This window comes from Nocardioides sp. URHA0032 (assembly GCF_000620645.1).
Taxonomy (GTDB): domain Bacteria; phylum Actinomycetota; class Actinomycetes; order Propionibacteriales; family Nocardioidaceae; genus Nocardioides.
This window is the reverse complement of the sequence record NZ_JIAV01000015.1, coordinates 150,078-176,101: the sequence shown is the minus strand read 5'-3', so window position 1 is coordinate 176,101 and position 26,024 is coordinate 150,078. Positions and strand designations below refer to the sequence as shown.

The window sequence follows — 26,024 nt, the reverse complement described above, 5'->3', positions numbered from 1 at the left end:
AGCGTAGGGCCCGCCGGGCTCCGACGGTGCAGGAATCCGGGGCCGGGCCGGACTCAGGCAGGCAGGTCCTCGGCGTCGACGATCCGGTACGCGTACCCCTGCTCGGCGAGGAACCGCTGCCGGTTCTGGGCGAAGTCGGCGTCGACGGTGTCGCGGGAGACGATCGTGTAGAAGTGCGCGGACCGGCCCTCGGTCTTGGGCCGCAGCAGCCGGCCGAGGCGCTGGGCCTCCTCCTGCCGGGAGCCGAACGAGCCGGACACCTGGATCGCGACCTCGGCGGAGGGCAGGTCGATCGAGAAGTTCGCGACCTTCGAGACCACGAGCAGCCCCACCTCACCGGAGCGGAACGCGTCGAAGAGCCGCTGGCGCTCGCGCACCGGGGTCTCGCCCTTGATCACCGGCGCGTCCAGGGAGGCGGCGAGCTCGTCGAGCTGCTCGATGTACTGCCCGATCACCAGCGTCGGCTGGCCGGCATGCGACGAGACGAGCTGGCGCACCACGTCGATCTTGTGGTGCGTGCAGGACGCCAGCCGGTAGCGCTCCTCGGGCTCGGCGGTCGCGTAGACCAGCCGCTCCGACGAGGGCAGCGACACCCGCACCTCGACGCAGTCCGCCGGTGCGATCCAGCCCTGCGCCTCGATGTCCTTCCACGGCGCGTCGTAGCGCTTGGGGCCGATCAGCGAGAACACGTCGCCCTCGCGGCCGTCCTCGCGCACCAGCGTCGCGGTCAGGCCGAGCCGCCGCCGGGCCTGGAGGTTCGCGGTCATCCGGAAGATCGGCGCCGGGAGCAGGTGCACCTCGTCGTACACGATCAGGCCCCAGTCGCGGGCGTCCAGGAGCTCGAGGTGCGGGTAGACGCCCTTCCGCTTCGTCGTCAGCACCTGGTACGTCGCGATCGTGACCGGGCGCACCTCCTTGACGGCGCCGGAGTACTCGCCGATCTCGTCCTCCGTCAGGGAGGTACGCCGGACCAGCTCGTCCTTCCACTGCCGCGCGGACACGGTGTTCGTCACGAGGATCAGCGTCGTCGCCCTCGCCTCCGCCATCGCGGCCGCGCCGACCAGGGTCTTGCCGGCGCCGCACGGGAGCACGACGACGCCGGATCCCCCGTGCCAGAAGGACTCCGCCGCCTCGCGCTGGTAGGTGCGCAGGTGCCACTCGGACTCGTCGAGCGCGATCGGGTGGGCCTCGCCGTCGACGTACCCCGCGAAGTCCTCGGCCGGCCAGCCGATCTTGAGCAGCGCCTGCTTGAGGTTGCCGCGCTCGGACGCGTGCACGACCACGGTGTCGTCGTCGAGCCGCGCCCCGACCATCCCGGCGACCTTCTTGGCGCGCAGCACCTCCTCGAGCACGGGCCGGTCGTTCGACACCAGCACCAGGCCGTGCGTGGGGTGCTTCTCGAGCCGCAGCCGCCCGTAGCGCGCCATCGTCTCGGCGACGTCGACGAGCAGCGCGTGCGGTACGGCGTACCGGCTGTACTCCAGCAGCGTGTCGACGACCTGCTCGGCGTCGTGCCCCGCGGCGCGCGCGTTCCAGAGCCCGAGCGGCGTCAGCCGGTAGGTGTGCACGTGCTCGGGCGACCGCTCCAGCTCCGCGAACGGCGCGATCGCCTTGCGGCAGTCGGCCGCGCGCTCGTGGTCGACCTCGAGGAGCAGGGTCTTGTCGGACTGGACGATGAGGGGACCGTCGTGGGTCACGAGACGACGCCCGCCTTCTGCCGCGCACGGAACGCGGCGACGTTGGCACGGGAGGAGCACCGCTCGGAGCAGTAGCGGCGGGACCGGTTGGGCGAGGTGTCCACGAAGACGTGGGTGCACGGCGCGGCCGAGCAGACCCCGAGGCGGTCGGGGCCGAGGTCGCACACCAGCGTGGCCAGGCCGAGCAGGGACTCACCGACCACCAGGTCGGCGACGGTGGCGTTGTCGGTCGCGACGTGCAGGTGCAGGTCGCCGTGCTCGTGGTCGGAGATCCGCGGCGTGATGGGGTGCCGGGACATCAGCTCGTTGAGGCCGCCGACGACCTCGGAGACGCGGTCCGCCTGGCCGGCCTCGAACACCGGCCGCAGCTCGCGCTGGAACTTCCGCAGCAGCATGCAGTCGCGGTCGGTCGCCCGCTCGCGGAGCCGGTCGCGGCCCTCGAGGTACGCCGTCAGGCCGTCGACCTGCGACAGGTCGGCGTTCAGCAGCGCGGCCGAGGCCTCGGCGTACTTGAGGAAGTCCACTGTTCAATCGTACGGATCAGGCGTCTACCGGCCGCACCGTCGTGATGCGGTGCACGGCAAAGGTTCGCACGTCGTCGCTGCGGTGGTCGTGCGCGGTCAGCGAGCCGCCCTCGACGCGGAGCGGGTCGACGAGCCGCTCGGAGGTGGTGCCGTGGTTGTCGACGTACCCGATCAGCACCGTCGACCGCGACTCGACCGCCTCGCGCAGCGCGGCCATGGAGCCGCTGGGCGACAGCGACGCCGCGGGCGCCTCGGGGCGGGCGGACTCCGCGCGGTCCCCGGCCCGGATCGCGGTCACGGCGTGCGAGACGTGGGCGGCGTCCCGCGCGGAGCGGACGGCGCGGCCGCGGTGCTCCCTCGGTGTCCGCGCGCGCAGGGCGTCGGGCCGGGCGACGTGGACGGTGCCGTCCGCGGCCTCGACCACGGGAGCGGCGCCGAGGTCGCGGAGCCGGGGGAGCAGCACGTCCAACGGCGTCGAGGCGACCAGGACGGTCGGCGCCAGCCGTCGCAGCCCGAGGGTCCCGGCACGGGGGTGGTGCAGCAGCTCGGTCAGCGCGGCCTCGTCGTCGGAGCGCAGGAACGCCTCGGCGTGGCCGACCCGCACGGTGCCGAAGGTCCGGGCGGTGTCGTCGACGAGGTACGACAGCGGCTGGGGGACCGGGGTCCGGGAGACCGACGCGACGAACTCGTGCACCTCCGCGGCCGACCAGCCCATGTCGAGGGCGCGCCGCACCGACCCGGGCGTGAACCGGTAGACGGTCGCCCCGCCGCGGGACTCGACGTCGGCGACCAGCTGCAGCTTGCGGGCCAGCTGCGACTCCAGCGGCCCGGGGGCCACCGCCGTGAGGTCCGCCTGGAGCAGCACGTGATCGACCGGCTCGGGCAGCAGCGCGGCCAGCGACTTCTCCGCGACCGGGCGGTCGCCGGCCAGGAACGCGCGGCCGTACGACGTCAACCCGTTGAGCGAGACCAGCCCGAGCACCGCCGCCTCCTCCAGCGACCACACGACCTGGTCGGCGCGGGTGCGCGGCCGGCGCGGGCGCACCCACGCGACCCGCTTGACCAGGGACGGGACGCCGGTGCCGGCCGCCAGCACGGTCCCCGGCGGCAGCGCGGCCAGCTCCGCGAGCGCCATCCGCCGGCTCTCGGCCTGGTGCACCCCGGCCAGCTCGGGCGCGAGCGCGTTCCACACCTTGCCGGCCGGGTCGCGCCCCCCGACCAGTCCCGGCATCCGCGGGCTCTCCAGCCACGCGGCGACCAGCGTCGCCCAGCGCTCCACGACCGGCCGCTGGACCCACTGGTCGTACAGGTCGGTGGGGATCCAGACCGGGTTGCCGTCCGGGTCGGCGGCGGTCGCGAGCAGCCCCGCGGCGTACGCCGTCTCGATCAGCGTCGCCGCGGTCGGCTCGTCGACGTGCAGCTCGGCAGCGGTCGCCTTGAGGTCGCGGACGCCCAGGCCCCCGCTGCGCAGCGCGGCCGGCGGGTGGAGCCCCCAGTGGTCGAGCAGCAGCTCGACGCGGCGGACCGCCTCGAACGCCGCGCCCGCACCGGCCCGGTCGACCAGCGACTCCGCCCGCTCCGAGGTGGCCGGCTCCGGCACGTCGTCGACGCGCTCGGTGGTGGTCCGGCCACCCCGCAGCGCCACACCGACCTCGCCCGGCAGCACCACGACGCCGCCTCCGCGGGGCACCAGCAGCCGGCGCGCGAGCAGCTCCTCCGCGGGCGTCTCCGCGTCCTCGGGGAGCACCGTGTGCCGCGAGGTGCCGGTCGTCGCCTCGCCGCCCGACGCCAGCACGTGCTCCAGCAGCGCCCGGGCCGGCTCCGACAGCTCGCCGAGCCGTCGGCGCACCTCTTCCTGCGCCGGCGCCTCGGCGGAGAACGGCCGCAGCCCGCTGAGTGACAGCGCGTCGGCGACCCCGCTCAGCGCCCGGAGACCCTGCGGTGTCTCCCACGCGAGCGCGAGCCCGAGCAACCGGTCCACCGCGGCCTCCACCGAGGCCGGGGCGGCGTCGACGAGCGCCGCGAGCGCGGGTCCGGTGGTTTGGCCGGCGACCACGAGGGCATCTAGGACACTGAGCTCGGCGTGTGTCAGCTGGTCGAGCGCGCGCAGCAGCGAGGACCGGGTGGCCGCACGTGACGCCAGCTGGCCTGAGTCGTGAGGGGCCGGTGTGGCGAGATCGGGACGGTCGATGAGCAGGCGGGACAGCCGGTCGTCCGGCCAGCTGCGCAGCTGGTCGGCGAGAGAGCGGTATCCCGTGGACATCCCTCCCAAATTACCGGCAGGGTGCGCGGGATGAGGCAGGTCGAGCTGCACCACGGTGCTGCGACCGACGTCGGGCGGGTCCGCGAGGTCAATGAGGACGCCTACCTCGCCGTACCGCCTGTGTACGTCGTCGCGGACGGCATGGGTGGCCACGCGGGCGGTGACGTCGCCAGCGCGATCGCGGTCGAGGAGTTCGGCCGGATGGCCGAGGCCGGCTACGACCCGACCCGCGGCCGGGACGCCGTGGCCGGCGCTCTCGACGCGGCGCAGCGCCGGATCCTGGAGTTCGCCGACGAGCAGGAGCGCCACGGCATCGAACGGCGCCGCAGCGCGGGGACCACCGTGGTCGCGGCGCTCCTCGTCGAGGAGGCCGGCGGCCCGGCCTGGCTGCTCGCGAACCTCGGCGACTCACGCGTGTACCGGTTCGGCGACGGCCGGCTCGACCAGGTCAGCACCGACCACAGCCTGGTCCAGGAGCTCGTCGAGGCCGGGCAGATCACCCCCGGGCAGGTCGCGACCCACCCGGACCGGAACGTCATCACCCGGGCCCTCGGCGACGACGTGGGCGTGCAGGCCGACTACTTCGTCGTACCCCTGGCCGAGGCGGAGCGCATCGTCCTCTGCAGCGACGGCGTCAGCGGCATGCTCGACGACGACACGATCGCCACCATCCTCGGGGAGGCGGCCGACCCGCGGGACGCCGCCGACCGGCTGGTCGCGGCCGCGGTCGTCGCCGGCGGCGAGGACAACGCCACCGCCGTCGTCGTCGACGTCGTCGGCATCTCCGCCGAGGGCGCCGACGAGGCCTACGACGCCGAGCGCCAGCGCGCCAGCCTCGAGGAGAAGCTGGGGGGCGGCTCGTGAGCTGGTCCTACCGCGGCGGCGACTGGTTCGGCATCTTCGGCGAGAACGCCGTCGTCGTGCTGCCGCCGTCGGAGAAGGCACGGGTGGCGGGCGTCTGGGAGCTCGTCGACGACGGTGCCGGCTTCGACGAGACCCTCGACGCGCTGATCTCCGCCGGGCTGCGCGACCTGCCGGGCTTCGTGCTCGTCAGCCGCGACGGCGCCGAGACCCGGGTGGTGCTCCGGGGCGCTGCGTACGCGCACTTCGCCGCCGGCGACGAGGTCGTGCACGTCGACGGCGACTCCGCGACGACCTGGGTGGAGCGCACCATCGCCGGTGTCAACCGGATCCACCTCGAGGTGTCCGGTGAGCACGGCGCCGAGGACCTGGTGCTGTCCGGTGGCCTGGTGCGGATCGCGTCCGCCGAGTGGCAGGACGAGGACGCCCGCATCGACGTCGACCACGACGGCCTCACCCAGGGTGGCACCCCGACCCCCGAGCGGGCGCTGCCCGGCATCCCCGGCCAGCCCCCGGCCCCCGCCGTCACGGCCCGGCCGGTCGCCCGGCTGTTGTTCTCCGGCGGCCACGCCGTCGACGTCGACCGCGTCGTCCTGGTCGGTCGGGCGCCGGAGACCCGCGCCGGCGCCGGCGACGAGTCGCGCCAGGTCCGCGTGGACAGCCCGCACCAGGAGATCTCCGCGACCCACCTCGAGATCCGTCCCGGGTCGGGTGCCGACCACGGCTCCGCCGTCGTCACCGACCTCGGCTCCACGAACGGCACCCTCCTCGTCCAGCCGGGGCTGCCGCCCGAGGACCTCAAGGCCGGGGTCGCCGTCCAGCTGATCCCCGGCGCCGTGCTCGACCTCGGGGACGGAGTGAGCATCCAGGTCGTCAACCCGTGAGCCCCCGGCCCGACGAACCGGCCGACCTGGACCGCCGGTTCTACGCGTTCGCGGTCGACCGGCTGGTCGCGTGGACGATCGATGCGGTCGCGGCGTACCTCGCGTGGCGCTACCTCGTCGACGACGGCCGGGTCGTCGCGGGCGTCGCCACCGTCGCGGCCGTCGTGCTGGTGGTGTACGCCGGGTTCGCCGTCGTGCTCGGTCTCACCGGCAGCTCCCCGGGCAACGCCGTGGTCGGCATCCGGGTCCTCGGCGTCGGCACCGGCGGCCCGATCGGCGCCGGTCCCGCGCTGCTGCGCCAGCTGGTCCTGGGGCTCGCCACGCTGCCGACCTTCGGCCTCGGGACCGCGACCCTCGCCTGGACCGCGGCGATGGACCCGAGCGGGCGCCGGCACGGCTGGCACGATCGGGTGTGCGGCTCGGAGGTGCTCGACGTACGCCCGGCGCCCGAGGAGCCGGAGGAGGTCGAGGTGGGGCCTCGGCACGTCGTGAACCTCACCGCGATGCGACTGGTGCCCCCACCGGCGACTCCTCCGCCGGCTCCGCCGGTGACTCCGCCCGGGCCGGCCCCTGCGGCCGCGCCGCAGCACCGCGCCGCCGTGCGGGAGGCGGTCCCGCCGAAGCAGCAGCTGGGCTACCCGCTGGTGCCCGACGCTCCGGGACCGGTCGCGCGGTGGCGGGTCAGCTTCGACTCGGGCGAGTCGTTCGTCGTCGAGGGTCTGACCCTGGTCGGCCGCAAGCCCGAGCCGCGGTCCGGGGAGAGGCCCGGGCACCTCGTCGCGCTGCGCTCGGAGGACATGTCGCTCTCGAAGACCCACGCGCAGCTGCAGGTCGTTGCGGACGGCGTGCTGGTGGTGATGGACCGCGGATCCACGAACGGATCGGTGCTGCTGCGCCAGGGCGTCGCGCGCGATCTCACCGCCGGGCGGCCGACGACGCTGCTCGACGGCGACCACGTCCGGTTCGGTGACCGGATCATGTCGGTCGCGCGGGAGCCCTGAGCGGGACATCTCCCGGTTTTGGTCACGGTCCGATAACGAACGGGCCCGGCTCTTCCGCTCGGCGCGTCCGGCCGTGTCAACTGCTCCCCCCTGACCAGTGACTCGGCACTGCGATCCGGTGTCGGACTCTGCCAGGAATCCCGGGCGGACCACGCCCCGACACCTCAGGAGGCATCTCTTGCGAAGGACCCGCGTCGCCGCCTCGGCGACCGCAACCCTCATCGCGGCGGCAACAGCGCTGTCGCTCACCACCCCGCAGGCCGGCGCGGCGCCGTCCGACACGGACCGGTACGCCGACCCGGGGGCACCCGCCCTCGGCAAGGTCGTCTCGGACGTCTTCGACCAGCCGTGGGAGAAGAAGTACGACGAGCGCAACCGGGCCGCGCTCGAGAAGCAGATCCGCACCGGCGGCACCGGTGACTCGGTCAAGCTCGGCAAGGGCAAGTACGGCCGCGTCGGCACCCCCGAGCAGACCGACAAGATCTTCGTCGTGCTCGCCGAGTTCGGGAACACCCAGCACTCGGCGTACCCCGGCCAGTCGGACGATGCCCAGCGCGTCGACGGCCCGCTGCACAACCAGATCCCGAAGCCGGACCGCAAGGTGGACAACTCCACCAACTGGCAGCCCGACTACGACCAGTCGCACTACCAGAACCTCTACTTCAACCGGATGAAGGAGTTCTACCAGCAGCAGTCCTCGGGCCACTACTCGATCGACGGCACGGTCACCGACTGGGTGAAGGTCCCGTTCAACGAGGCCCGCTACGGACGCGACTACTGCGGCGACATCGTGTGCAGCAGCACGTACTTCCTCATCCGTGACGCCCTCGCCATCTGGGTCGACGATCAGCTCCGGGCCGGCAAGACCATGGACGAGATCACCGCCTACCTCAAGTCGTTCGACCAGCAGGACCGGTACGACTACGACGGGGACGGCAACTTCAACGAGCCGGACGGCTACATCGACCACTTCCAGATCGTCCACGCGGGCGGCGACGAGGCCGACGGCGACCCGCTGTACGGCAACGACGCCATCTGGAGCCACAAGTCCTTCGCGCAGATCGAGCCCTACGGCACCGGCCCGACGGACGGCGGCAAGTTCGGTGGCGTCAACGTCGGTGAGGGCGGTCTGTCCGACCCGAACGGCGCGAAGGTCGACATCCCGAACAACCCGACCGGAGTGTGGGTCGGCAACTACACCATCCAGCCCGAGAACGGCGGCCTGAGCGTCTTCGCGCACGAGTTCGGCCACGACCTCGGCCTGCCGGACCTGTACGACACCTCCGGCAACACCGGTGGCGCCTCGAACACCGTCGAGCACTGGTCGCTGATGTCGCAGTCCCGCGGCACCGCCAAGCGCGACCAGGGCATCGGCGACCGGCCGCAGTCCTTCGGCGCCTGGGAGAAGCTGCAGCTCGGCTGGCTGAACTACCGCAAGGTCGGCCTCGGCAAGAACGAGACGTTCCGGATCAACCCGAACTCGTCCGACAGCGCCGGCAAGAAGGCCGCGCTCGTCATGCTGCCGAACCGCCAGGTCCCGCTGGACCTGGGCGACCCGGCCGCTGACGGCGGGACGAAGTACTTCTACAGCGACAAGGGCAACGAGATCAGCACCTCGATGGCCCACGACGTCGCCGCTGGTGGCCAGCTGACCGCCGAGGTCAGCTACGACACCGAGAAGGACTACGACTACTGGTACGTCGAGTCGAAGACCGCCAGCTCGGACTGGGCGCCGGTCCCGACGAACCTCAGTGACGCCGCTGACAACAACGGCACGTCGGGCACCACGGACGGCGAGTGGGCCGACCTGACCGCCGACATCCCGGCCGACGCGACCGGCGTCCGGTTCCACTACGTCACGGACCCGGCTGTCGCCGGCACCGGCCTGCGGGTCGACAACGTGGCGCTCGACGGCACCACCCTGGGCACCGCCGAGACCGACGAGGGTTGGACGCTCGACGGCTTCCGTACCACCACCGGTCACGAGATGCAGTCGTTCATGAACGCCTACATCGTCGACAACCGCCAGTACGTCGGCAACGACAACCTGCTGTCGCACGTCTACAACTTCCGCAACGTGCACAGCCTGAAGATGTCGAACTGGGTGGACTTCTTGAAGTTCCAGCCGGGCGCGCTGATCTCGTACTGGAACACCGAGTACAGCGACAACAACGTGGGTGACCACCCCGGCGAGGGCCAGATCCTCCCGGTCGACGCCCACCCGGGTCTGGTGCACCTGGGCGACCAGCTGCTCCGGACGAAGGTCCAGACGCTGGACTCCACGTTCGGGGTCAGGAAGACCGACGCCCAGACGGTCTGGCTGAACGGCGAGAAGGTCAACCTCCCCGCCCGCAAGGCCGTGTCGAAGTTCGACGACACCCAGACCTGGTGGCACTCGCGCGACAAGCACGGTGCGGCCGACCACCCCGGCTCGTACAAGCCGGGCTGGATCGGCGTGAACCCGCCGAAGACCGGGACCACGATCACGGTGCTCAAGGTCAAGAGGAACGGCGTGATGATCGTTCGGGTCCACACCCCGAAGGCCAGCTGACACGCGGATGACGTGATGGGCCCCGTCGATCCCCAGGGATCGGCGGGGCCCATCGCTTCGTGTGCGGCCGACCACGGCGTCCAGAACTATCTCGACCCGGTGGTTCCCGCGGCCTTCCCGCGACGGAGGCGGATGCGTAGCGTGCCTCTATGAGCTTCGAGTACGAGGGCACCGTCACGACGAGCGCATCTCCGAAGGACGTCTGGCACCTGTGGTCGGACGTCGGCAGCTGGCACTGTTGGGACCCGTCCGTGCAGCAGGTCTGCATGGAGGGCCACTTCGCCGAGGGCGCCGCGGGGACGATGACCCTCGTCGGTGGCCTCGAGGCGCCGTTCGTCCTCGAGATCGTCGAGCCGAACAGCCGGTTCCTGGACCGGGTCACGATGGGTGACCTGGTCATCCACATCGACCACGAGGTCAAGGCCACCGACACGGGCTCGGAGGTCACCGTGCGCACGCACCTCTCCGGGCCCGGTGCCGCCGACGTCGGGCCGATCGTCACGGGTGACACCCCGAAGGCGCTCGAGGCCCTGGTCCGGATGGCCGAGCAGAAGTCCTGACCCGACCTGTCGTACCGGGGCACACCCGTTCGTGGAGTTGCTGACAGATCCATACCCACGGGAGGAACTCCGATGCGCACCCTGGTCACCACCCACTTCGTCTCCCTCGACGGCGTCGCCGAGGCGCCCGGCGGGGAGCCCGGCTACCGGCACACCGGCTGGACGCTCGACGTCGAGCCCGACCCGGCCGTCTACGAGGCCAAGGCCCGCGAGCAGGAGGAGGCAGCGGCCCTCCTGCTGGGCGCCCGCTCCTACGAGGCGTTCGCGGCCGTCTGGCCCACGATGGACTACTTCGCGAAGTTCAACGCGATGCCCAAGTACGTCGTGTCCTCGACCGTCACCGACCCCGAGTGGAACAACTCCACGGTCATCTCGTTCGACGACGTCGCGGCGCTCAAGGAGGGCGACGGCGGGCCGATCAACGTGACCGGCAGCATCGCCCTCACGCAGAGCCTGCTGGTGGCCGGGCTGGTCGACGAGCTGCGGCTCACGGTCTTCCCGGTCATCCTCGGCAGCGGCCGCCGGCTGTTCCCGGACGACGCCGAGGACAAGGTGAAGCTGACCCTGGCCGAGAGCACCGCGTTCTCCAACGGCGTGCAGTACCAGGTCTTCAGGAGGCAGGCGTAGTTTCGCCTCCATGGAGTCCTACGCCGCCGGAGAGACCCAGCCGCCGCTCCTCGAGGAGACGATCGGCGCGAACCTCGAGCGCACGGTCGCGGCGTACGGCGAGCGCGAGGCCCTCGTCGACGTGGCGTCCGGCCGGCGGTGGACCTGGGCGGAGCTGGACCGCGACGTCGACGCACTCGCCGTCGGGATCGTCCGCGCCGGGATCGGCAAGGGCGACCGGGTCGGCATCTGGTCGCCCAACTGCGCCGAGTGGACCCTGACCCAGTACGCGACCGCCAGGATCGGCGCGATCCTGGTCAACCTCAACCCGGCGTACCGGACCCACGAGCTGTCGTACGCGCTGAACCAGTCGGGCACGAGGCTGCTCGTCTCGGCGCCCTCGTTCAAGACCAGCGACTACCGCGCGATGGTCACCGAGGTCGTCGACCAGACCCCGGTCGAGCAGGTCGTCTACCTCGGCTCGCCGGAGTGGGACGCCCTGGCCTCGGCGCAGGGGTCGCTCGCCGACGTGGTGACCTGGACCCTGTCGCCGCACGACCCGATCAACATCCAGTACACGTCCGGCACGACCGGCTACCCCAAGGGCGCGACGCTCAGCCACCGCAACATCCTCAACAACGGCTACTTCACGACCGAGCTGATCGGCTTCACCGAGCAGGACCGCCTGTGCATCCCGGTGCCGTTCTACCACTGCTTCGGGATGGTGATGGGCAACCTCGGCTGCACCAGCCACGGCGCCACGATGGTGATCCCCGCGCCGGGCTTCGACCCCGAGATCACCCTGCGCACGATCGCCGAGGAGCGCTGCACCGGCGTGTACGGCGTGCCGACGATGTTCATCGCGATGCAGAACCACCCGACGTTCGCCGAGCACGACCTGTCGTCGCTGCGCACCGGCATCATGGCCGGCTCGATCTGCCCGGTCGAGGTGATGAAGCGCTGCGTCAACGACATGCACATGGCGGAGGTGTCGATCGCGTACGGCATGACCGAGACGTCGCCGGTCTCCTGCCAGACCCGCTCCGACGACGACCTGGAGCGGCGTACCGCCACGATCGGCCGGGTCCACCCGCACGTCGAGGTGAAGATCGTCGACCCGGTGTCCGGGGCGACGGTGGAGCGCGGGGAGACGGGTGAGCTGTGCACCCGCGGCTACTCGGTGATGCTCGGCTACTGGGACGACCCCGAGAAGACCGCCGAGGCGATCGACGCCGACGGCTGGATGCACACCGGCGACCTCGCCGAGATGCGCGAGGACGGCTACTGCACCATCGTGGGCCGGATCAAGGACATGGTGATCCGCGGTGGGGAGAACATCTACCCCCGCGAGATCGAGGAGTTCCTCTACCAGCACCCCGACGTCGAGGACGTCCAGGTCGTCGGCGTACCGGACGAGAAGTACGGCGAGGAGCTCTGCGCCTGGATCAAGTTGCGCGACGGCGCCGAGCCGCTCGACGCGGACGCCGTCCGTGCCTTCGTCGACGGCCGGCTCGCGCACTACAAGATCCCGCGCTACGTGATGGTCGTCGACGAGTTCCCGATGACCGTGACCGGCAAGATCCGCAAGGTCCAGATGCGCGAGGAGTCCGCGCGGGCCCTCGGCCTGTCCTGAGGCCGGTCATCTCCCGTCGAGTGACGGGAACTGGTCGTGATCCGGCCCGGATTCCAGCCAGTTCGCGTCACTCGACGGTCAATTGGCGCGACCGCCCGGCCGGGGTGCTGCTGGTCAGCGCGAGATCACGACGGGGATCCGGGTCACGGTCCCGGTCGCGCCGCGCCACGTGATCCAGCCGTCGTCGTCCGGCTGCGGCACGGAGGTGCGGCCGACCGTGACGGTGAACCTCGCGCTCTCGCCCGGGCCGAGCCGGACCGCCGCCGGGGTGACGCGCACCCGGTGGTGGACGAACCCGGTCGCCCGCGACGAGAAGTAGAGCCGCCGGCCGGTCACGTTCGTGATCGTGCGAACGGCGGTGTCCGCGCTCCCGGTGAGCAGGATCGACGGGGTGTTCAGGTCTCCGGTCAGCGTGCCGGTCAGCCAGGCGCGGTAGTCGCCGGGTGCGACCTGGTACGCCAGGCCGGGGCGGAGCGCGGGGTCGGCGACCACCCGGCCTGCACCGGCACTCAGCACGGCGGTGCCCGGGACCCGGCGGGCGGTGGTCACCAGGGCCGACCGGACCGTCGCGGCCGCCCAGTCGGGATGCCGGGCGACCAGCAGGGCGGCCGCCCCGCTGGTGACGGCGGAGGCGACCGAGGTCCCGGACGCCAGGTCCCACGCGTCATCGCCGGGCACCGCGCCGAGGACCCCGGTGCCGTTCGCGACCAGGTCGGGCTTGAGGACCGGTCCGGACGGGTCGCCGGTGCTCGACCAGCGGGCGACGTGCGGAGGGGTCCGCTCCGCGCCGAGCGGGACCAGCCGCACAGCTCCGTCGTACCGGCGCAGGGCACGGCCGGCGACTGCGTCGACGTGGACCGTCGGGACGGTGTGGAAGTCGGCGACCTCGGATCCCGGGCCGCGGTTGGCGAGCACCATGCCGGCGCCGTCCGCCTGCGCGACCGCGGCAGACTTGTCGACCCGGCCGATCGCGCCGCGGTCGCACAGGACCACCCGGCCCGCGACCTCCGAGGCGTCCAGGCTGCCGGGGGTGCAGACCCGGGCCGCACTCCTCGTCGAGTCCTCGGCGGCGGCGTCGGCGCCGATCACCAGCCTGCCGGAGACCCGGTCCGCGGAGGCCATCGCGCCGGTGAACGACCTCCCGTCGGACAGCACCACGCGGCCCTCGCGCACCGGCCCGGTGGTCGCGCCGGCCGTCGTCACCCACGGCGACCCGTGGGCGGCGACCCGGTCGGGGGAGTTCCCGGCCGCACCGACGACCACGACGTCGTGCTCGGCCGCGCCGAGCAGCGCGCGCTCGACGGTGTCGAAGCCGGCCGGCCCGCCCACCGAGAGGTTCAGCACGTCGACTCCGTCCCGGGTGGCCGCGTCGATCGCGCTCACCAGGTCGGCGGTGGAGCAGCCGTCGTCACGCGGGTCGGGGGCGGTCCAGCAGGCCTTGTAGATCGCGAGGCGGGCCTGCGGCGCCACCCCGGCGTACGTGCCGAGGTGCTGGTCCGCGACCCGCGCGGGCACGTCGGAGTCGCCGGCGGCGATGGAGGCGACCTGGGTGCCGTGGCCGTCGTCGTCGCGCGCAGACAGCGACTCCGACGAGCGCACCCGGTCGGCGCCGAAGCCGTCGACGAACCAGCGGGCGCCGACCAGCTTGCGGGTGCAGGTGTCGGTCGCCCACCCGTCGCCGGGCTGGCAGGCACCGTGGAAGTCGCGCGGTGCCCGCCCGAGGCCGGACACGGTCGAGAACACCGGGCTCTCCGGCGCGATCCCGGTGTCGACGACGCCGATCACCGCGCCCGCGCCGCCCCGGTCGCGCGACGGCAGCCCCGGCACGAGCCCGGCCCGGCCGGTCCGCCCGGCGAGCGGGCGCACCTCGTCCTTCTCCACGAGCGCCACCTCGGCGTTCCGCCGGAGGTCAGCGGCCTGCCCGGCGGTGAGGCGTACGGCGACGCCGTTGAGCGCGGTGGTCCACCGGTAGACCGGCTCGGGAGCGCCGACGGCGGTGAGCACCCGGTCCTGCTCGGCGCTCAGCGAGAGGCTGCCCAGCAGCCCGCTGGCGCCGGGTCCCTCGAGCGTGACCAGGTAGAGCTCCTCGCCGCGCGCGGCGGTGGCCGGGTGCGCCGGGACCAAGACGCCGAGGGCGACCGCCAGCGCAGCTGCACCGGTCGCGGCCCTCGCTCGCACGGTTCCCCCTCGAACACTGCTGTCACGTGAGCCACTCATTGTGACAGGCGTTTCGGAACTCAACACCTCGTTCCCTAGGCTGGGGACATGCAGTCAGCGCCCCTCGTCGTCGGTTTCGACCTCGACATGACGCTGATCGACACCGCACCGGGGTTCGCGGAGGTGCTGCACGCCCTCGGCGCAGAGCTGGGCGTGGAGTTCCCGGTCGCCGAGATGACCGCGAAGCTCGGGCCGCCCCTCGACCTCCTGCTCGAGCCGTATCTCGCGCCCGACGCGATCGCGGCGGCGGGCGACCGGTTCCGCGCGCTCTACCCCGACCACGCGATCACGGGCACGCCCGTGCTCCCGGGCGCGCACGAGGCCATCGAGGCGGTACGCCGGCACGCGGGCCGGGTGCTGGTCGTGACCGGGAAGTACCCCGCCAACGCCCGGCTCCACCTCGACCACCTCGCCCTGGACGTGGACCACCTCGAGGGCTGGGTGTGGGGTGTCGGCAAGGCCGACGTGCTGCGCCGCGAGGGAGCCACGATCTACGTGGGCGACCACGTCCACGACGTCGAGGGGGCGCTGGCCGCCGGGGCGCTGAGCGTCTCCGTGCTCACCGGCGGCTGCACCCGTGAGGAGCTGCTGGCGGCCGGCACGCACGTCGTGCTCGACGACCTCGGCGCGTTCCCGGCCTGGCTCGAGGACCACCTCCTGCAGCTGCGGCTCGACGCCCTCGAGGCCGACCTGCGGGAGCGTGGCTCCGTGCTGGTCGCCTACAGCGGCGGCGCGGACAGCGCCTTCCTGCTCGCGGCCGCGGTCCGGGCGCTCGGGCCGCAGCACGTCGTCGCCGCGACCGGCTACTCCCACTCGCTGCCGCAGGTGGAGCGCGACCCGGCGCGGGAGTTCGCGACCTCGCTCGGTGTCGAGGTGCTCACCCCGCAGACCCACGAGATGGAGCGCGAGGGCTACCGCGCCAACGGTGCGGACCGCTGCTACTTCTGCAAGGCCGAGCTGATCGAGGTGCTGGGGCCGATCGCCGCCGACCGCGGGCTCGCCCACGTCGCCACGGGGACGAACGCCGACGACGCCGTGGCCGGGTTCCGGCCGGGCATCCGGGCCGCCGCCGAGCGGGGCGCGATCGCTCCGCTGCGCGACGCCGGGCTGACCAAGGCCCAGGTCCGGGAGGCGTCCCGGCGCTGGGACCTGCCGACCTGGGACAAGCCCGCGGCCGCGTGCCTGTCGTCCCGGGTCGCGTACGGCGTCGAGGTGACGCCGTACCGCCTCGGCCGGGTGGAGCGCGCCGAGGCCGCCGTACGGTCCGCACTGGGTGCCGGGCCGGTCGACCTGAGGGTCCGCGACCTCGGCGCCCGGGCGTCGGTCGAGATCGACGCCGGGCTGCTCCCGCTCGCCCCCGACGTCGAGGAGCGGCTGCTCGCGGGCGTGCGCGCCGCCGGCTTCGACGAGGCCGGCGTCGATCCCCGCGGATTCCGTTCGGGATCGATGAACGAACGCCTCTAGACTCGGTCGCTGCAGCAGCATCCCCCGTACGCAGGAAGAGGACAGACCCGTGCCCACTGGCAAGGTGAAGTGGTTCGACACCGACAAGGGGTTCGGCTTCCTGTCGCAGGAGGACGGCCCGGACGTCTACGTCCACGCCGACGCGTTGCCCGACGGCATCGACACCCTCAAGCCCGGCACCCGCGTCGAGTTCGGCATCGCCCAGGGCCGGCGCGGCGAGCAGGCGCTCCAGGTGCGGGTCCTCGACCGGCCCGCCTCGGTGAGCCGCAACCAGCGGGACGCCAAGCGCAAGAAGCCCGACGAGATGGCGACCATCGTCGAGGACCTGATCCGGCTGCTCGACGGCGCCGGCGAGGCGTACCGCCACGGCCGGTACCCGGACCCCAAGACGGCGAAGCCGACCGCCAAGCTGCTCCGCGCGCTCGCCGACGAGCTCGAGCTCTAGCTCCCGGTGGCCATCTCGCGGCGGAGCCGCGGCGAGTGGCGGGTCAGGACGAACAGGACCCACGCCGCGAGCACGGCGACCGCGACGCCGAGGCCGAGCCGGGGCGGGTCGATCGGCATCGCGATGCCGACGAACCCGCCGATGACCCACGCCAGCTGCAGCGTGGTGTCGCTCCGGGCGAACGCACTGGCCTGGACGCGGTGCGGCACGTCGCGCTGGATCGTCGCGTCCAGGGAGAACTTGGCGAGCGCCTGTCCCAGCCCGGCCACCAGGCCGAGCAGCAGCAGCGCGAGCACGCCGTACAGGAGGAAGCCGAAGACGACGACGGCGAGGTCGGCCACGAGGACGGCCGAGACCGTGACCGCCGGGTTGATCTGCTTGAGCACGGACGCCGCGACGACGCCGAGGAAGTTGCCCGTCGCGGCGCCGCCCACCACGACCGCGGTCAGGACCTCGGTGCTCCAGCCGTCGATCGGGTTCTCCCGCAGCTGGAACGCCATGAACATGATCAGGAATCCCGACATCCACCGCGGCCCGCAGTTCGCGCGCAGCGCGTACGACACGGCCGGGGGGATCCGCATGCTGCCGGTCCGGGCGCTGCCGGCGTCGCCGCGCAGCACCAGGTCGCCCTCGCCCGCGCTCGAGTCGACGCGGCTCGGCAGCCGGATGGCGGTGACGGTGGCGACCAGGAACAGCAGGAAGGCGTAGCGGAGGACCCATTCCGGCCCGGCCAGCGACGCCAGCCCGGCGATCGGCGCGGAGATCGCGACGGCGACGATGCCGGACATCGACACCCGGCCGTTCGCCTTGACCAGGGTGAAGTCCCGCGGCAGCAGGCGGGGTACGGCGGCCGCGCGGGTCACGCCGTACGCCTTGGACGCGACGAGGACCCCGAGCGCCGCGGGGAACAGCCATCTGGAGTCGGTGTGCACGGCGCCGGCGAGCACCCAGCACAGGAAGCAGCGGATCGCCATGGTCGCGCCGATCGCCCAGCGGCGGCCGTGCGCGAACCGGTCGAGGAACGGCCCGATCAGCGGCGCCACGATGGCGAACGGCAGCATCGTCAGGCCCAGGAACAGCGCCACCTGGCCGCGCGCCTCGCCCGAGGGCACCGTGAAGAAGAGTGTCCCGGCCAGCGCGATCGCGACGGCGGCGTCGCCGGCGGTGTTGAAGAAGTGCATCTGGATCAGCCGCGACAGGCCGGACTCGCCGGCGCCCTGGGCGTCGGCCGCGCGCTTCGCCGTTCGCATGGTGAAGCGGCCCGCCCGACGGGTCGCCCGGGCCGTGGCGCCGAGACCCCGCGCGACCTTCGAGCCGGCGGGCGCCGTGGGGTCCGGCAGGTCCGTCATGAGTCCATCCTGCCCGGTCGGTGGCCACCCGACCTGACATCGCCATCCCCCATGGGTCATGATTTCGTCTGTGACCACGATCGCGCGCGCCAAGCCCGACTCCGCCACGGTGGCGGCGGTCGACGCCGCCCGCGCCGCGCTCCTCGAGAACGTCCCGGCCGAGGACGTCGGTGAGCACCTCGGCCACCTGGTCGAGGACGAGCGAGTGGTGACCCACCTGTTCGCCTGCGAGCGGCCGGGATACATCGGCTGGCGCTGGTCCGTCACCGTGGCCCGCGCACCCCGCCAGAAGGCGGTGACCGTCGACGAGGTCGTGCTGATCCCCGGCGACGAGGCGATCGTCGCTCCGGCGTGGGTGCCCTACCGCGAGCGGATCAAGCCCGGTGACCTCTCCCCGGGCGACCTGCTGCCGGTCGACGACGACGACCCGCGCCTGGTCCCGGCGTACTCCTTCGGCGACGACCCGCTCGACGCCGACGACAAGGCGCAGGTCCGGGCGGTCGCCAAGGACCTCGGCCTGGGCCGGGTCCGGACGCTGTCACCGGAGGGCCGCGACCTCGCCGCCCAGCGCTGGTACGACGGTGACGGTGGCCCCGAGGCCCCGGTGGCCCGCTCCGCCCCGGACTCGTGCACGACCTGCGGCTTCCTGATGCGGATCGCCGGTCCGCTCGCCGAGACGTTCGGGGTCTGCGCGAACGGCGATGCGAACGACGACGGCCGGATCGTCTCCTTCGACCACGGCTGCGGTGCGCACAGCGAGGTGCGGCTCGCCAAGAAGCACGAGCCGGTGCCGCTCCCGGAGCCGGTCTTCGACACCGTCAGCACCGACGAGATCGAGCTCTTCTAGGCCTCTGCTAGGCGGTCTCGGCGTCGCGCACCTCGGTGCGTGCCTTGCGCCGCCGGCGGCAGAACTCCAGGCCGAACAGGCCGAGGCCGAAGCCGGCCAGGCAGGTCCACAGCCACCACTCGTTGCCGGAGTCCTCGAGCCGGCCGTAGAACGGCAGCAGGGCGAGGAAGCCGATCAGCCAGAGCGCCGTACCGACCTCGACGGTCCGGACGCCGTCGACGTCGAGGGGCTCGACGTCGGCCACGAAGAACGTCCGGTTGCCGAACTCGTGCGTCCTCGGCTGCTCCTCGTCGAACTCCACGCGCGCCACGCTAGTCGACGGGCTCCGATTCTGGGATGCTGCGGCCCGTGAGCAACCAGACCCTGGCCGCCGGCGGCGGCATCGATCGCTACTTCAAGATCACTGAGCGGGGCTCGACCGTCGGCCGTGAGGTCCGGGGCGGGCTGGTCACGTTCTTCACGATGGCCTACATCATCGTGCTGAATCCGCTCATCCTCGGCTACGCGCCGGACCAGGACGGCAACCTCCTGGGCGGCGGCACCGTCCCGAACCTCGCGATGATCGCCGCCGGTACGGCGCTGGTCGCGGGTCTGATGACGATCCTCATGGGCGTGGTCGCGAACTACCCCCTCGCGCTCGCCACCGGTCTGGGCCTGAACGCGTTCGTGGCGTTCGCGATCGCCAGCCAGATGACCTGGGCGGACGCGATGGGACTGGTCGTGATCGAGGGCCTCGTCATCCTGGTCCTGGTCCTGACCGGGTTCCGGGAGGCGGTGTTCCACGCCGTACCCGCCCAGCTCAAGGTGGCGATCTCGGTCGGCATCGGCCTGTTCATCGCACTGATCGGCTTCGTCGACGCCGGCTTCGTGCACCGCATCCCGGACGCCGCGCAGACCACGGTCCCGGTCCAGCTCGGTGAGACCGGGCAGCTCTCCGGCTGGCCGGTGCTCGTCTTCGCCGTCGGCCTGCTGCTCGTGATCGCGCTGTGGGTGCGCCACGTCAAGGGCGCGATCCTGATCTCGATCGTCGCGACCACGATCCTCGCGATCATCGTCGAGGCGATCGGCGAGCCGAAGGCGTGGAGCCTCACCACTCCCGCCTGGCCGGACAAGATCTTCGACACGCCGGACTTCGGGACCGTGGGCCACTTCAGCCTGCTCGGCTCGTTCCAGAACGCCGGCGTGGTCACCGCGCTGCTGTTCGTGTTCACGCTGATGCTCGCCGACTTCTTCGACACGATGGGCACGATGACCGCGATCGGCGCCGAGGCCGGCCTGCTCCAGCCCGACGGCACGCCCCCGAACACCCAGCGGATCCTGGTCGTCGACTCGATCGCCGCGGCCGCCGGTGGTGCCGCCGGCGTCTCGTCGAACACGTCCTACATCGAGTCCGCGTCGGGCGTCGGTGAGGGCGCGCGCACCGGCCTCGCCTCGGTCGTGACCGGCATCCTGTTCCTGCTCGCGATCTTCCTGGCGCCGCTGGTCGCGATCATCCCCTCCGAGGCCGCGGTCCCCGCCCTGGTCCTGGTCGGCTTCCTGATGATGCAGCAGGTGAGGGGCATCGACTGGGAGGACCTCGAGATCGCCATCCCGGCGTTCCTCACCATCGTGCTGATGCCGTTCACGTACTCCATCACGGTCGGCATCGGCGCCGGCTTCATCGCCTACGTGTTCATCAAGCTGGTCCGCGGCAAGGCCGCCGGCATCCACCCGCTGATGTGGGTCGTCGCCGCCATGTTCGTCCTCTACTTCTTCATCCACCCGATCACCAGCTGGCTCACCTGACCCCAGCTCACCCACCGCCGCCGAGCCGGCGTACGCCACCACCCGCGGCGTGCGCCGGCTCGTGCGTTGCGGAGTGATCGCAGCTGGTGTCGCCGGCCGGTCCCCGGTGTCGCAGCTTCACCATGGTCAGCAGGGAAGCCTGCACTTCCCACGGTGGGAAGGCCATGGAAGGGCGGGTTCGACCGCATCCCCTGGTGAAGCCGTGACCTCGGGGGCCGACAGCGAGCGGCCCACGCCGCCGCCCACCCTCCAGGCCGGACCTACCACCCCGGACCGGAATACTTAGCACAGGTAATGAGTTATGCTAACGATATGCCGACAGTGGAGAAGGCCGCGCGCACCGACGGCGGGCTCGCCTCGGAGCTCAGGCTCAGCGTGATGCGCCTGCGGCGGCGACTCGCGAACGAGCGCCACCCCGACAACGAGCTGAGTCTCAACCAGATGGCGGTGCTCGGCTGCCTGTTCCGCAACGGCGGCGCGCTGACCATCGGCGAGCTCGCGAGCAGCGAGCGGGTCCAGCCCCCGTCCATGACCCGCACGGTCAACTGCCTCGAGCAGAGCGGCGACGTCGAACGCCGGCCGCACGAGACCGACGGCCGACAGGTGGTCGTGGCCATCACCGACACCGGCCGGGCCCGGCTGCTGGCCGACCGCGACCGGCGGGACGCCTGGCTCTCGCAGCGGCTCCGCGAGCTGACGCCCGAGGAGCGCGCCGTCCTCCGCAAGGCCGCCCCCATCATCGAGAACATCGCCCGGAAGGACTGATAGCGACGAGCCCGACGTTCCGCGCCCTCCGCAACCCCAACTACCGGCTGTACCTGGCCGGTAGTGCGGTGTCGAACACCGGTACCTGGATGCAGCGGGTGGCGCAGGACTGGCTGGTGCTCAGTCTCCCCGGCAACAGCGGCACCGAGCTCGGCATCACGACCGGGCTCCAGTTCCTCCCGGTCCTGCTGCTGAGCCCGTACGCCGGCGTGGTGGCCGACCGCTTCCCGAAGCGTCGCCTCCTCCAGCTGACCCAGGCGACGATGGCGGTCGCGGCGCTCGTCCTCGGCGTGATCGCCGTGCTCGGCGTGGCCCAGACGTGGCACGTCTACGCGATCGCGCTGCTGTTCGGCATCGGCGCCGCGTTCGACGCGCCGGCGCGCCAGTCGTTCGTCTCGGAGATGGTCGGCCAGGACGACCTCACCAACGCCGTCGGGCTCAACTCGGCGAGCTTCAACGCCGCCCGGATCCTCGGGCCCGGTCTCGCGGGCCTGATGATCGGTGCGCTCGGCGGGGGAGCGGAGGCGACCGGCTGGGTGATCCTCATCAACGCGGTGTCCTACCTCGCGGTGATCGCCCAGCTGCAGCGGATGAACATTGCGCTGCTCAACACCCCCGAGCTCCGCGCCCGGACGCCGGGGATGCTGATCGAGGGGGTCCGCTACATCCGCAGCCAGCCCAAGATGGTGATGATCCTGATCATGGTGTTCTTCGCGGGCACCTTCGGGATGAACTTCCAGATCACCTCCGCGCTGATGGCCACCGAGGTGTTCGGCAAGGGTGCGGGTGAGTTCGGCATCCTGGGCTCCGCGATGGCGGTCGGGTCGCTGACCGGTGCGCTGATGGCCGCCCGCCGGGTCCGGATCCGGTTGCGGCTGCTGGTCGTGGCCGCGCTCGGCTTCGGCGTCGCGGAGATGGTCGCCGGCGTGCTTCCGACGTACCTCGCGTTCGCATTGTTCTGCCCGGTGATCGGGTTCTGCACGCTGACCCTGCTCAACTCCGCGAACGCGACGCTCCAGCTCGAGTCCGACCCGGCCATCCGGGGCCGGGTGATGGCGCTGTACATGACGATCGTGATGGGCGGTACGCCGCTCGGCTCGCCGATCATCGGCTGGGTCGGGCAGCACCTCGGGGCGCGCTGGAGCCTGATGATCGGCGGCGCCCTCACCGTCGCGGGAGTACTCTTGGCGCTGGCCGTCTACGCGCGGCTCCGCGGGGGTGCTCGCAGCGTTTTGCATGCGGTTGAGCCCACAGGTAGTCTTTTTCCTCGTGTCTGGGACAACCAGGCCGTTGCGCGTGCCCGGAGGCAGTCGGGAGGACAGGTTCCCGACTCCGGCACGGAAATCCCCGTTGGCGAGACCGCGAGTTCTCGCTGAACGTGGGGCCGGGCGACACGCCCGACCTCGGGGGTAGAGCGGCGCCGGTTGGGATCGCACCACCCGGACACGCAGCAGCACACCGTGCGAGCAGAGCGTTCGTACTGAGAGCCGAAAAGAAGGGGAACCACACAGGTGCCCACCATCAATCAGCTGGTCCGCAAGGGCCGCCAGGACAAGGTGTCGAAGAACAAGACGCCTGCCCTGAAGGGATCGCCGCAGCGCCGAGGCGTCTGCACGCGCGTCTACACGACCACCCCGAAGAAGCCGAACTCCGCCCTGCGCAAGGTCGCCCGCGTGCGCCTGTCCAGCGGCGTCGAGGTCACCGCCTACATCCCGGGTGTCGGTCACAACCTCCAGGAGCACTCGATCGTGCTCGTCCGCGGCGGCCGGGTGAAGGACCTCCCCGGCGTCCGCTACAAGATCATCCGCGGCACCCTCGACACCCAGGGCGTCAAGAACCGCAAGCAGGCTCGCAGCCGCTACGGCGCCAAGAAGGAGAAGAGCTGATATGCCGCGCAAGGGTCCCGCTCCGAAGCGGCCGATCGACGTCGACCCGGTCTACGGGTCGCAGCTGGTCACCCAGCTCGTCTCCAAGGTGCTGCAGGACGGCAAGAAGCAGGTCGCTCAGCGGATCGTCTACACCGCGCTCGAGGGCTGCCGCGAGAAGACCGGCACCGACCCGGTCGTCACGCTGAAGCGTGCGCTCGACAACGTCAAGCCGGCCATCGAGGTCAAGTCCCGCCGCGTCGGCGGCGCGACCTACCAGGTCCCGATCGAGGTCAAGGGCACGCGCGGCACCACGCTCGCGCTGCGCTGGCTCGTCGGCTACGCGGCTGACCGTCGCGAGAAGACCATGCACGAGCGACTGATGAACGAGATCCTCGACGCCTCCAACGGCCTCGGTGCCGCTGTGAAGAAGCGCGAGGACACCCACAAGATGGCCGAGTCCAACAAGGCCTTCGCGCACTACCGCTGGTGATCTGCGCGGGAGCGGCGTACGTCGCTCCCGCCCACCGGCACTTCCTACTTTCTAAGGAACGCACAGACAGTGGCTGTCGACATCACCACGGACCTCAACAAGGTCCGCAACATCGGCATCATGGCGCACATCGACGCCGGCAAGACCACCACCACCGAGCGCATCCTCTTCTACACCGGCATCACCTACAAGATCGGTGAGGTCCACGAGGGCGCTGCCACGATGGACTGGATGGAGCAGGAGCAGGAGCGCGGCATCACCATCACGTCCGCCGCGACGACCTGCTGGTGGAAGAACCACCAGATCAACATCATCGACACCCCCGGCCACGTGGACTTCACCGCCGAGGTCGAGCGCTCGCTGCGCGTCCTCGACGGCGCGGTCGCGGTCTTCGACGGTGTCGCTGGTGTCGAGCCCCAGACCATGACGGTGTGGCGCCAGGCGAACAAGTACGCCGTGCCGCGGATGTGCTTCGTCAACAAGCTCGACCGCACCGGTGCGGACTTCTTCCGCTGCGTCGACATGATGGTCGAGCGCCTCAACTCCACTCCGCTGGTCCTCCAGCTCCCGATCGGCGCCGAGTCCGACTTCCTCGGCGTCGTCGACCTGGTCGGCATGCGCGCGCTCACCTGGCGCGGCGAGACCACGATGGGTGAGGACTACACCGTCGAGGAGATCCCCGCCGAGCTGGCCGAGCAGGCCGCCGAGTACCGCGAGAAGCTGCTCGAGACGCTCGCCGACGCGGACGACGCGATCATGGAGAAGTTCCTCGAGGAGGGCGAGTTCACCGTCGAGGAGCTCGAGGCCGCGATCCGTCGCGCGACCCTCGCCGACAAGCTCAACCCGGTCCTCTGCGGCACGGCGTTCAAGAACAAGGGCGTCCAGCCCCTGCTCGACGCGGTCGTGAAGTACCTGCCCTCGCCGCTCGACATCGGCGAGATCATCGGCCACTCCGTCAAGGACGAGGCGGAGCAGATCTCCCGCAAGCCGTCCGACGACGAGCCGTTCTCCGGCCTGGCCTACAAGATCGCGTCCGACCCGCACCTCGGCAAGCTGATCTACGTCCGGGTCTACTCCGGCAAGCTCGAGGCCGGCTCGACCGTGGTCAACTCGGTCAACGGCCGCAAGGAGCGGATCGGCAAGGTCTACCAGATGCACGCGAACAAGCGTGAGGAGATCGCGTCGGTCGGCGCCGGCCAGATCGTCGCCGTCATGGGCCTGAAGGACACCAAGACCGGTCACACGCTGTCCGACCCGCAGAACCAGGTCGTCCTCGAGTCGATGACGTTCCCGGCCCCGGTGATCGAGGTCGCGATCGAGCCCAAGACGAAGAGCGACCAGGAGAAGCTGGGCACCGCGATCCAGCGCCTCTCAGACGAGGACCCGACCTTCACGGTCAAGTCCGACGAGGAGACCGGTCAGACGATCATCGCCGGCATGGGCGAGCTCCACCTGGAGATCCTCGTCGACCGGATGAAGCGCGAGTTCCGCGTCGAGGCGACCGTCGGCAAGCCGCAGGTGGCCTACCGCGAGACCCTCCGCAAGGAGGTCAAGAGCCACAGCTACACGCACAAGAAGCAGACCGGTGGTTCGGGTCAGTTCGCGAAGGTCGTCATCTCGCTCGGTCCGAACATCGACCCCGAGACCGGCACCGGTGCGGGCTACGAGTTCGTCAACAACGTCTCCGGTGGCCGCGTGCCGAAGGAGTACATCCCGTCGGTCGACCAGGGTGGCCAGGAGGCCATGGAGTTCGGCGTGCTCGCCGGATACCCGATGGTCGACGTGAAGTTCACGCTCGAGGACGGCGCCTACCACGACGTCGACTCCTCCGAGCTGGCCTTCAAGATCGCCGGCAACCAGGCCTTCAAGGAGGCCGCCCGCATGGCGAAGCCCGTGCTGCTCGAGCCGATGTTCGCCGTGGAGGTGACCACGCCGGAGACCTTCCTCGGCACGGTCATCGGCGACATCAACAGCCGACGCGGCCAGATCCAGGCACAGGAGGAGCGTCACGGTGACATGGTCATCAACGCCCTCGTGCCGCTGTCCGAGATGTTCGGGTACGTTGGCGACCTGAGGTCCAAGACCTCCGGCCAGGCTTCGTACTCGATGGAGTTCGACTCGTACGCCGAGGTTCCCACGAACATCGCCGACGAGATCATCAAGAAGGTCCGCGGCGAGTAACCCTCGTCAGGACCCTCGGCTGCAACAACTTGT

22 protein-coding genes are annotated in these 26,024 nt (G+C 71.5%); 16 read left to right on the top strand and 6 right to left on the bottom strand.

Features of this window, described 5'->3' with window-relative positions:
* Positions 1-53: 53 nt before the first annotated feature.
* The 3 genes from N538_RS0105300 to N538_RS0105290 are packed head-to-tail and all read right to left on the bottom strand — an operon-like array spanning position 54 to position 4,484.
* Entirely contained in the window at positions 54-1,697 is a 1,644-nt protein-coding gene (locus tag N538_RS0105300; RefSeq protein ID WP_028636444.1) for a DNA repair helicase XPB, read from the bottom strand.
* Positions 1,694-2,221 (bottom strand): CGNR zinc finger domain-containing protein, encoded by a 528-nt coding sequence (locus N538_RS0105295; protein ID WP_028636443.1) that lies wholly within the window; start codon positions 2,219-2,221, stop codon positions 1,694-1,696. Before N538_RS0105295 ends, N538_RS0105300 begins: the two co-directional genes overlap by 4 nt.
* Before the next feature lie 16 nt (positions 2,222-2,237).
* Positions 2,238-4,484 (bottom strand): helicase C-terminal domain-containing protein, encoded by a 2,247-nt coding sequence (locus N538_RS0105290; protein ID WP_028636442.1) that lies wholly within the window; start codon positions 4,482-4,484, stop codon positions 2,238-2,240.
* 30 nt (positions 4,485-4,514) lie between these two features.
* Here N538_RS0105290 and N538_RS0105285 point away from each other — a divergent pair, with 30 nt between their 5' ends.
* The 7 genes from N538_RS0105285 to N538_RS0105255 all read left to right on the top strand — a co-directional run bounded on the left by N538_RS0105285 (position 4,515) and on the right by N538_RS0105255 (position 12,580).
* A complete protein-coding gene (locus tag N538_RS0105285) occupies positions 4,515-5,348 on the top strand; it encodes a PP2C family protein-serine/threonine phosphatase (protein WP_036569539.1) in 834 nt (277 codons plus the stop codon).
* Entirely contained in the window at positions 5,345-6,229 is an 885-nt protein-coding gene (locus tag N538_RS0105280) for an FHA domain-containing protein (protein ID WP_028636441.1), read from the top strand. The genes N538_RS0105285 and N538_RS0105280 overlap by 4 nt, the downstream gene beginning before the upstream one ends.
* A complete protein-coding gene (locus tag N538_RS0105275; RefSeq protein WP_028636440.1) occupies positions 6,226-7,230 on the top strand; it encodes an RDD family protein in 1,005 nt (334 codons plus the stop codon). Before N538_RS0105280 ends, N538_RS0105275 begins: the two co-directional genes overlap by 4 nt.
* Positions 7,231-7,408: 178 nt before the next feature.
* A complete protein-coding gene (locus tag N538_RS23935; protein WP_051548810.1) occupies positions 7,409-9,781 on the top strand; it encodes an immune inhibitor A domain-containing protein in 2,373 nt (790 codons plus the stop codon).
* Positions 9,782-9,930: 149 nt separating this feature from the next.
* On the top strand, positions 9,931-10,341 hold the full coding sequence (locus N538_RS23930; protein WP_051548809.1) for an SRPBCC family protein: 411 nt from the start codon (positions 9,931-9,933) through the stop codon (positions 10,339-10,341).
* A 72-nt stretch (positions 10,342-10,413) separates the two neighbouring features.
* A complete protein-coding gene (locus N538_RS0105260) occupies positions 10,414-10,968 on the top strand; it encodes a dihydrofolate reductase family protein (protein WP_028636439.1) in 555 nt (184 codons plus the stop codon).
* 10 nt (positions 10,969-10,978) lie between these two features.
* On the top strand, positions 10,979-12,580 hold the full coding sequence (locus N538_RS0105255) for an AMP-binding protein (RefSeq protein WP_028636438.1): 1,602 nt from the start codon (positions 10,979-10,981) through the stop codon (positions 12,578-12,580).
* 114 nt (positions 12,581-12,694) lie between these two features.
* Here the strand turns inward: N538_RS0105255 and N538_RS0105250 are convergent, their stop codons facing one another.
* Positions 12,695-14,758 (bottom strand): S8 family serine peptidase, encoded by a 2,064-nt coding sequence (locus N538_RS0105250; protein WP_028636437.1) that lies wholly within the window; start codon positions 14,756-14,758, stop codon positions 12,695-12,697.
* An 87-nt stretch (positions 14,759-14,845) separates the two neighbouring features.
* On the opposite strand from N538_RS0105250, the gene N538_RS0105245 reads away from it, so the two are divergent.
* Both N538_RS0105245 and N538_RS29435 read left to right on the top strand, forming a co-directional pair.
* Complete coding sequence (locus N538_RS0105245) at positions 14,846-16,261, top strand: HAD hydrolase-like protein (RefSeq protein ID WP_028636436.1); 1,416 nt, start codon at positions 14,846-14,848, stop codon at positions 16,259-16,261.
* A gap of 49 nt (positions 16,262-16,310) precedes the next feature.
* On the top strand, positions 16,311-16,706 hold the full coding sequence (locus N538_RS29435; RefSeq protein WP_028636435.1) for a cold-shock protein: 396 nt from the start codon (positions 16,311-16,313) through the stop codon (positions 16,704-16,706).
* Here the strand turns inward: N538_RS29435 and N538_RS0105235 are convergent.
* On the bottom strand, positions 16,703-18,055 hold the full coding sequence (locus N538_RS0105235; RefSeq protein ID WP_028636434.1) for an MFS transporter: 1,353 nt from the start codon (positions 18,053-18,055) through the stop codon (positions 16,703-16,705). The two genes, N538_RS29435 and N538_RS0105235, sit on opposite strands and share 4 nt — an antisense overlap.
* A 58-nt stretch (positions 18,056-18,113) precedes the next feature.
* Between N538_RS0105235 and N538_RS0105230 the strand changes: the two genes are divergently transcribed.
* The gene (locus N538_RS0105230) at positions 18,114-18,902 is read left to right on the top strand and encodes a DUF3027 domain-containing protein (RefSeq protein WP_155991971.1); all 789 of its coding nucleotides are present in this window, start codon (positions 18,114-18,116) and stop codon (positions 18,900-18,902) included.
* Positions 18,903-18,909: 7 nt separating this feature from the next.
* Here the strand turns inward: N538_RS0105230 and N538_RS0105225 are convergent, their stop codons facing one another.
* On the bottom strand, positions 18,910-19,203 hold the full coding sequence (locus N538_RS0105225) for a DUF2530 domain-containing protein (protein ID WP_197025240.1): 294 nt from the start codon (positions 19,201-19,203) through the stop codon (positions 18,910-18,912).
* Between the two features lie 35 nt (positions 19,204-19,238).
* On the opposite strand from N538_RS0105225, the gene N538_RS0105220 reads away from it, so the two are divergent.
* The 6 genes from N538_RS0105220 (at position 19,239) to fusA (ending at position 25,991) form a co-directional block, all read left to right on the top strand.
* A complete protein-coding gene (locus N538_RS0105220; protein WP_051548807.1) occupies positions 19,239-20,687 on the top strand; it encodes an NCS2 family permease in 1,449 nt (482 codons plus the stop codon).
* 312 nt (positions 20,688-20,999) lie between these two features.
* On the top strand, positions 21,000-21,452 hold the full coding sequence (locus N538_RS0105215; RefSeq protein WP_051548805.1) for a MarR family winged helix-turn-helix transcriptional regulator: 453 nt from the start codon (positions 21,000-21,002) through the stop codon (positions 21,450-21,452).
* Positions 21,449-22,828 (top strand): MFS transporter, encoded by a 1,380-nt coding sequence (locus N538_RS0105210; RefSeq protein ID WP_028636429.1) that lies wholly within the window; start codon positions 21,449-21,451, stop codon positions 22,826-22,828. Before N538_RS0105215 ends, N538_RS0105210 begins: the two co-directional genes overlap by 4 nt.
* Positions 22,829-22,963: 135 nt before the next feature.
* On the top strand, positions 22,964-23,338 hold the full coding sequence (rpsL, locus tag N538_RS0105205) for a 30S ribosomal protein S12 (RefSeq protein ID WP_028636428.1): 375 nt from the start codon (positions 22,964-22,966) through the stop codon (positions 23,336-23,338).
* A 1-nt stretch (position 23,339) separates the two neighbouring features.
* On the top strand, positions 23,340-23,810 hold the full coding sequence (rpsG, locus tag N538_RS0105200; RefSeq protein ID WP_028636427.1) for a 30S ribosomal protein S7: 471 nt from the start codon (positions 23,340-23,342) through the stop codon (positions 23,808-23,810).
* Between the two features lie 69 nt (positions 23,811-23,879).
* Positions 23,880-25,991 (top strand): elongation factor G, encoded by a 2,112-nt coding sequence (gene fusA / locus N538_RS0105195; protein ID WP_028636426.1) that lies wholly within the window; start codon positions 23,880-23,882, stop codon positions 25,989-25,991.
* Positions 25,992-26,024 lie beyond the last annotated feature (33 nt).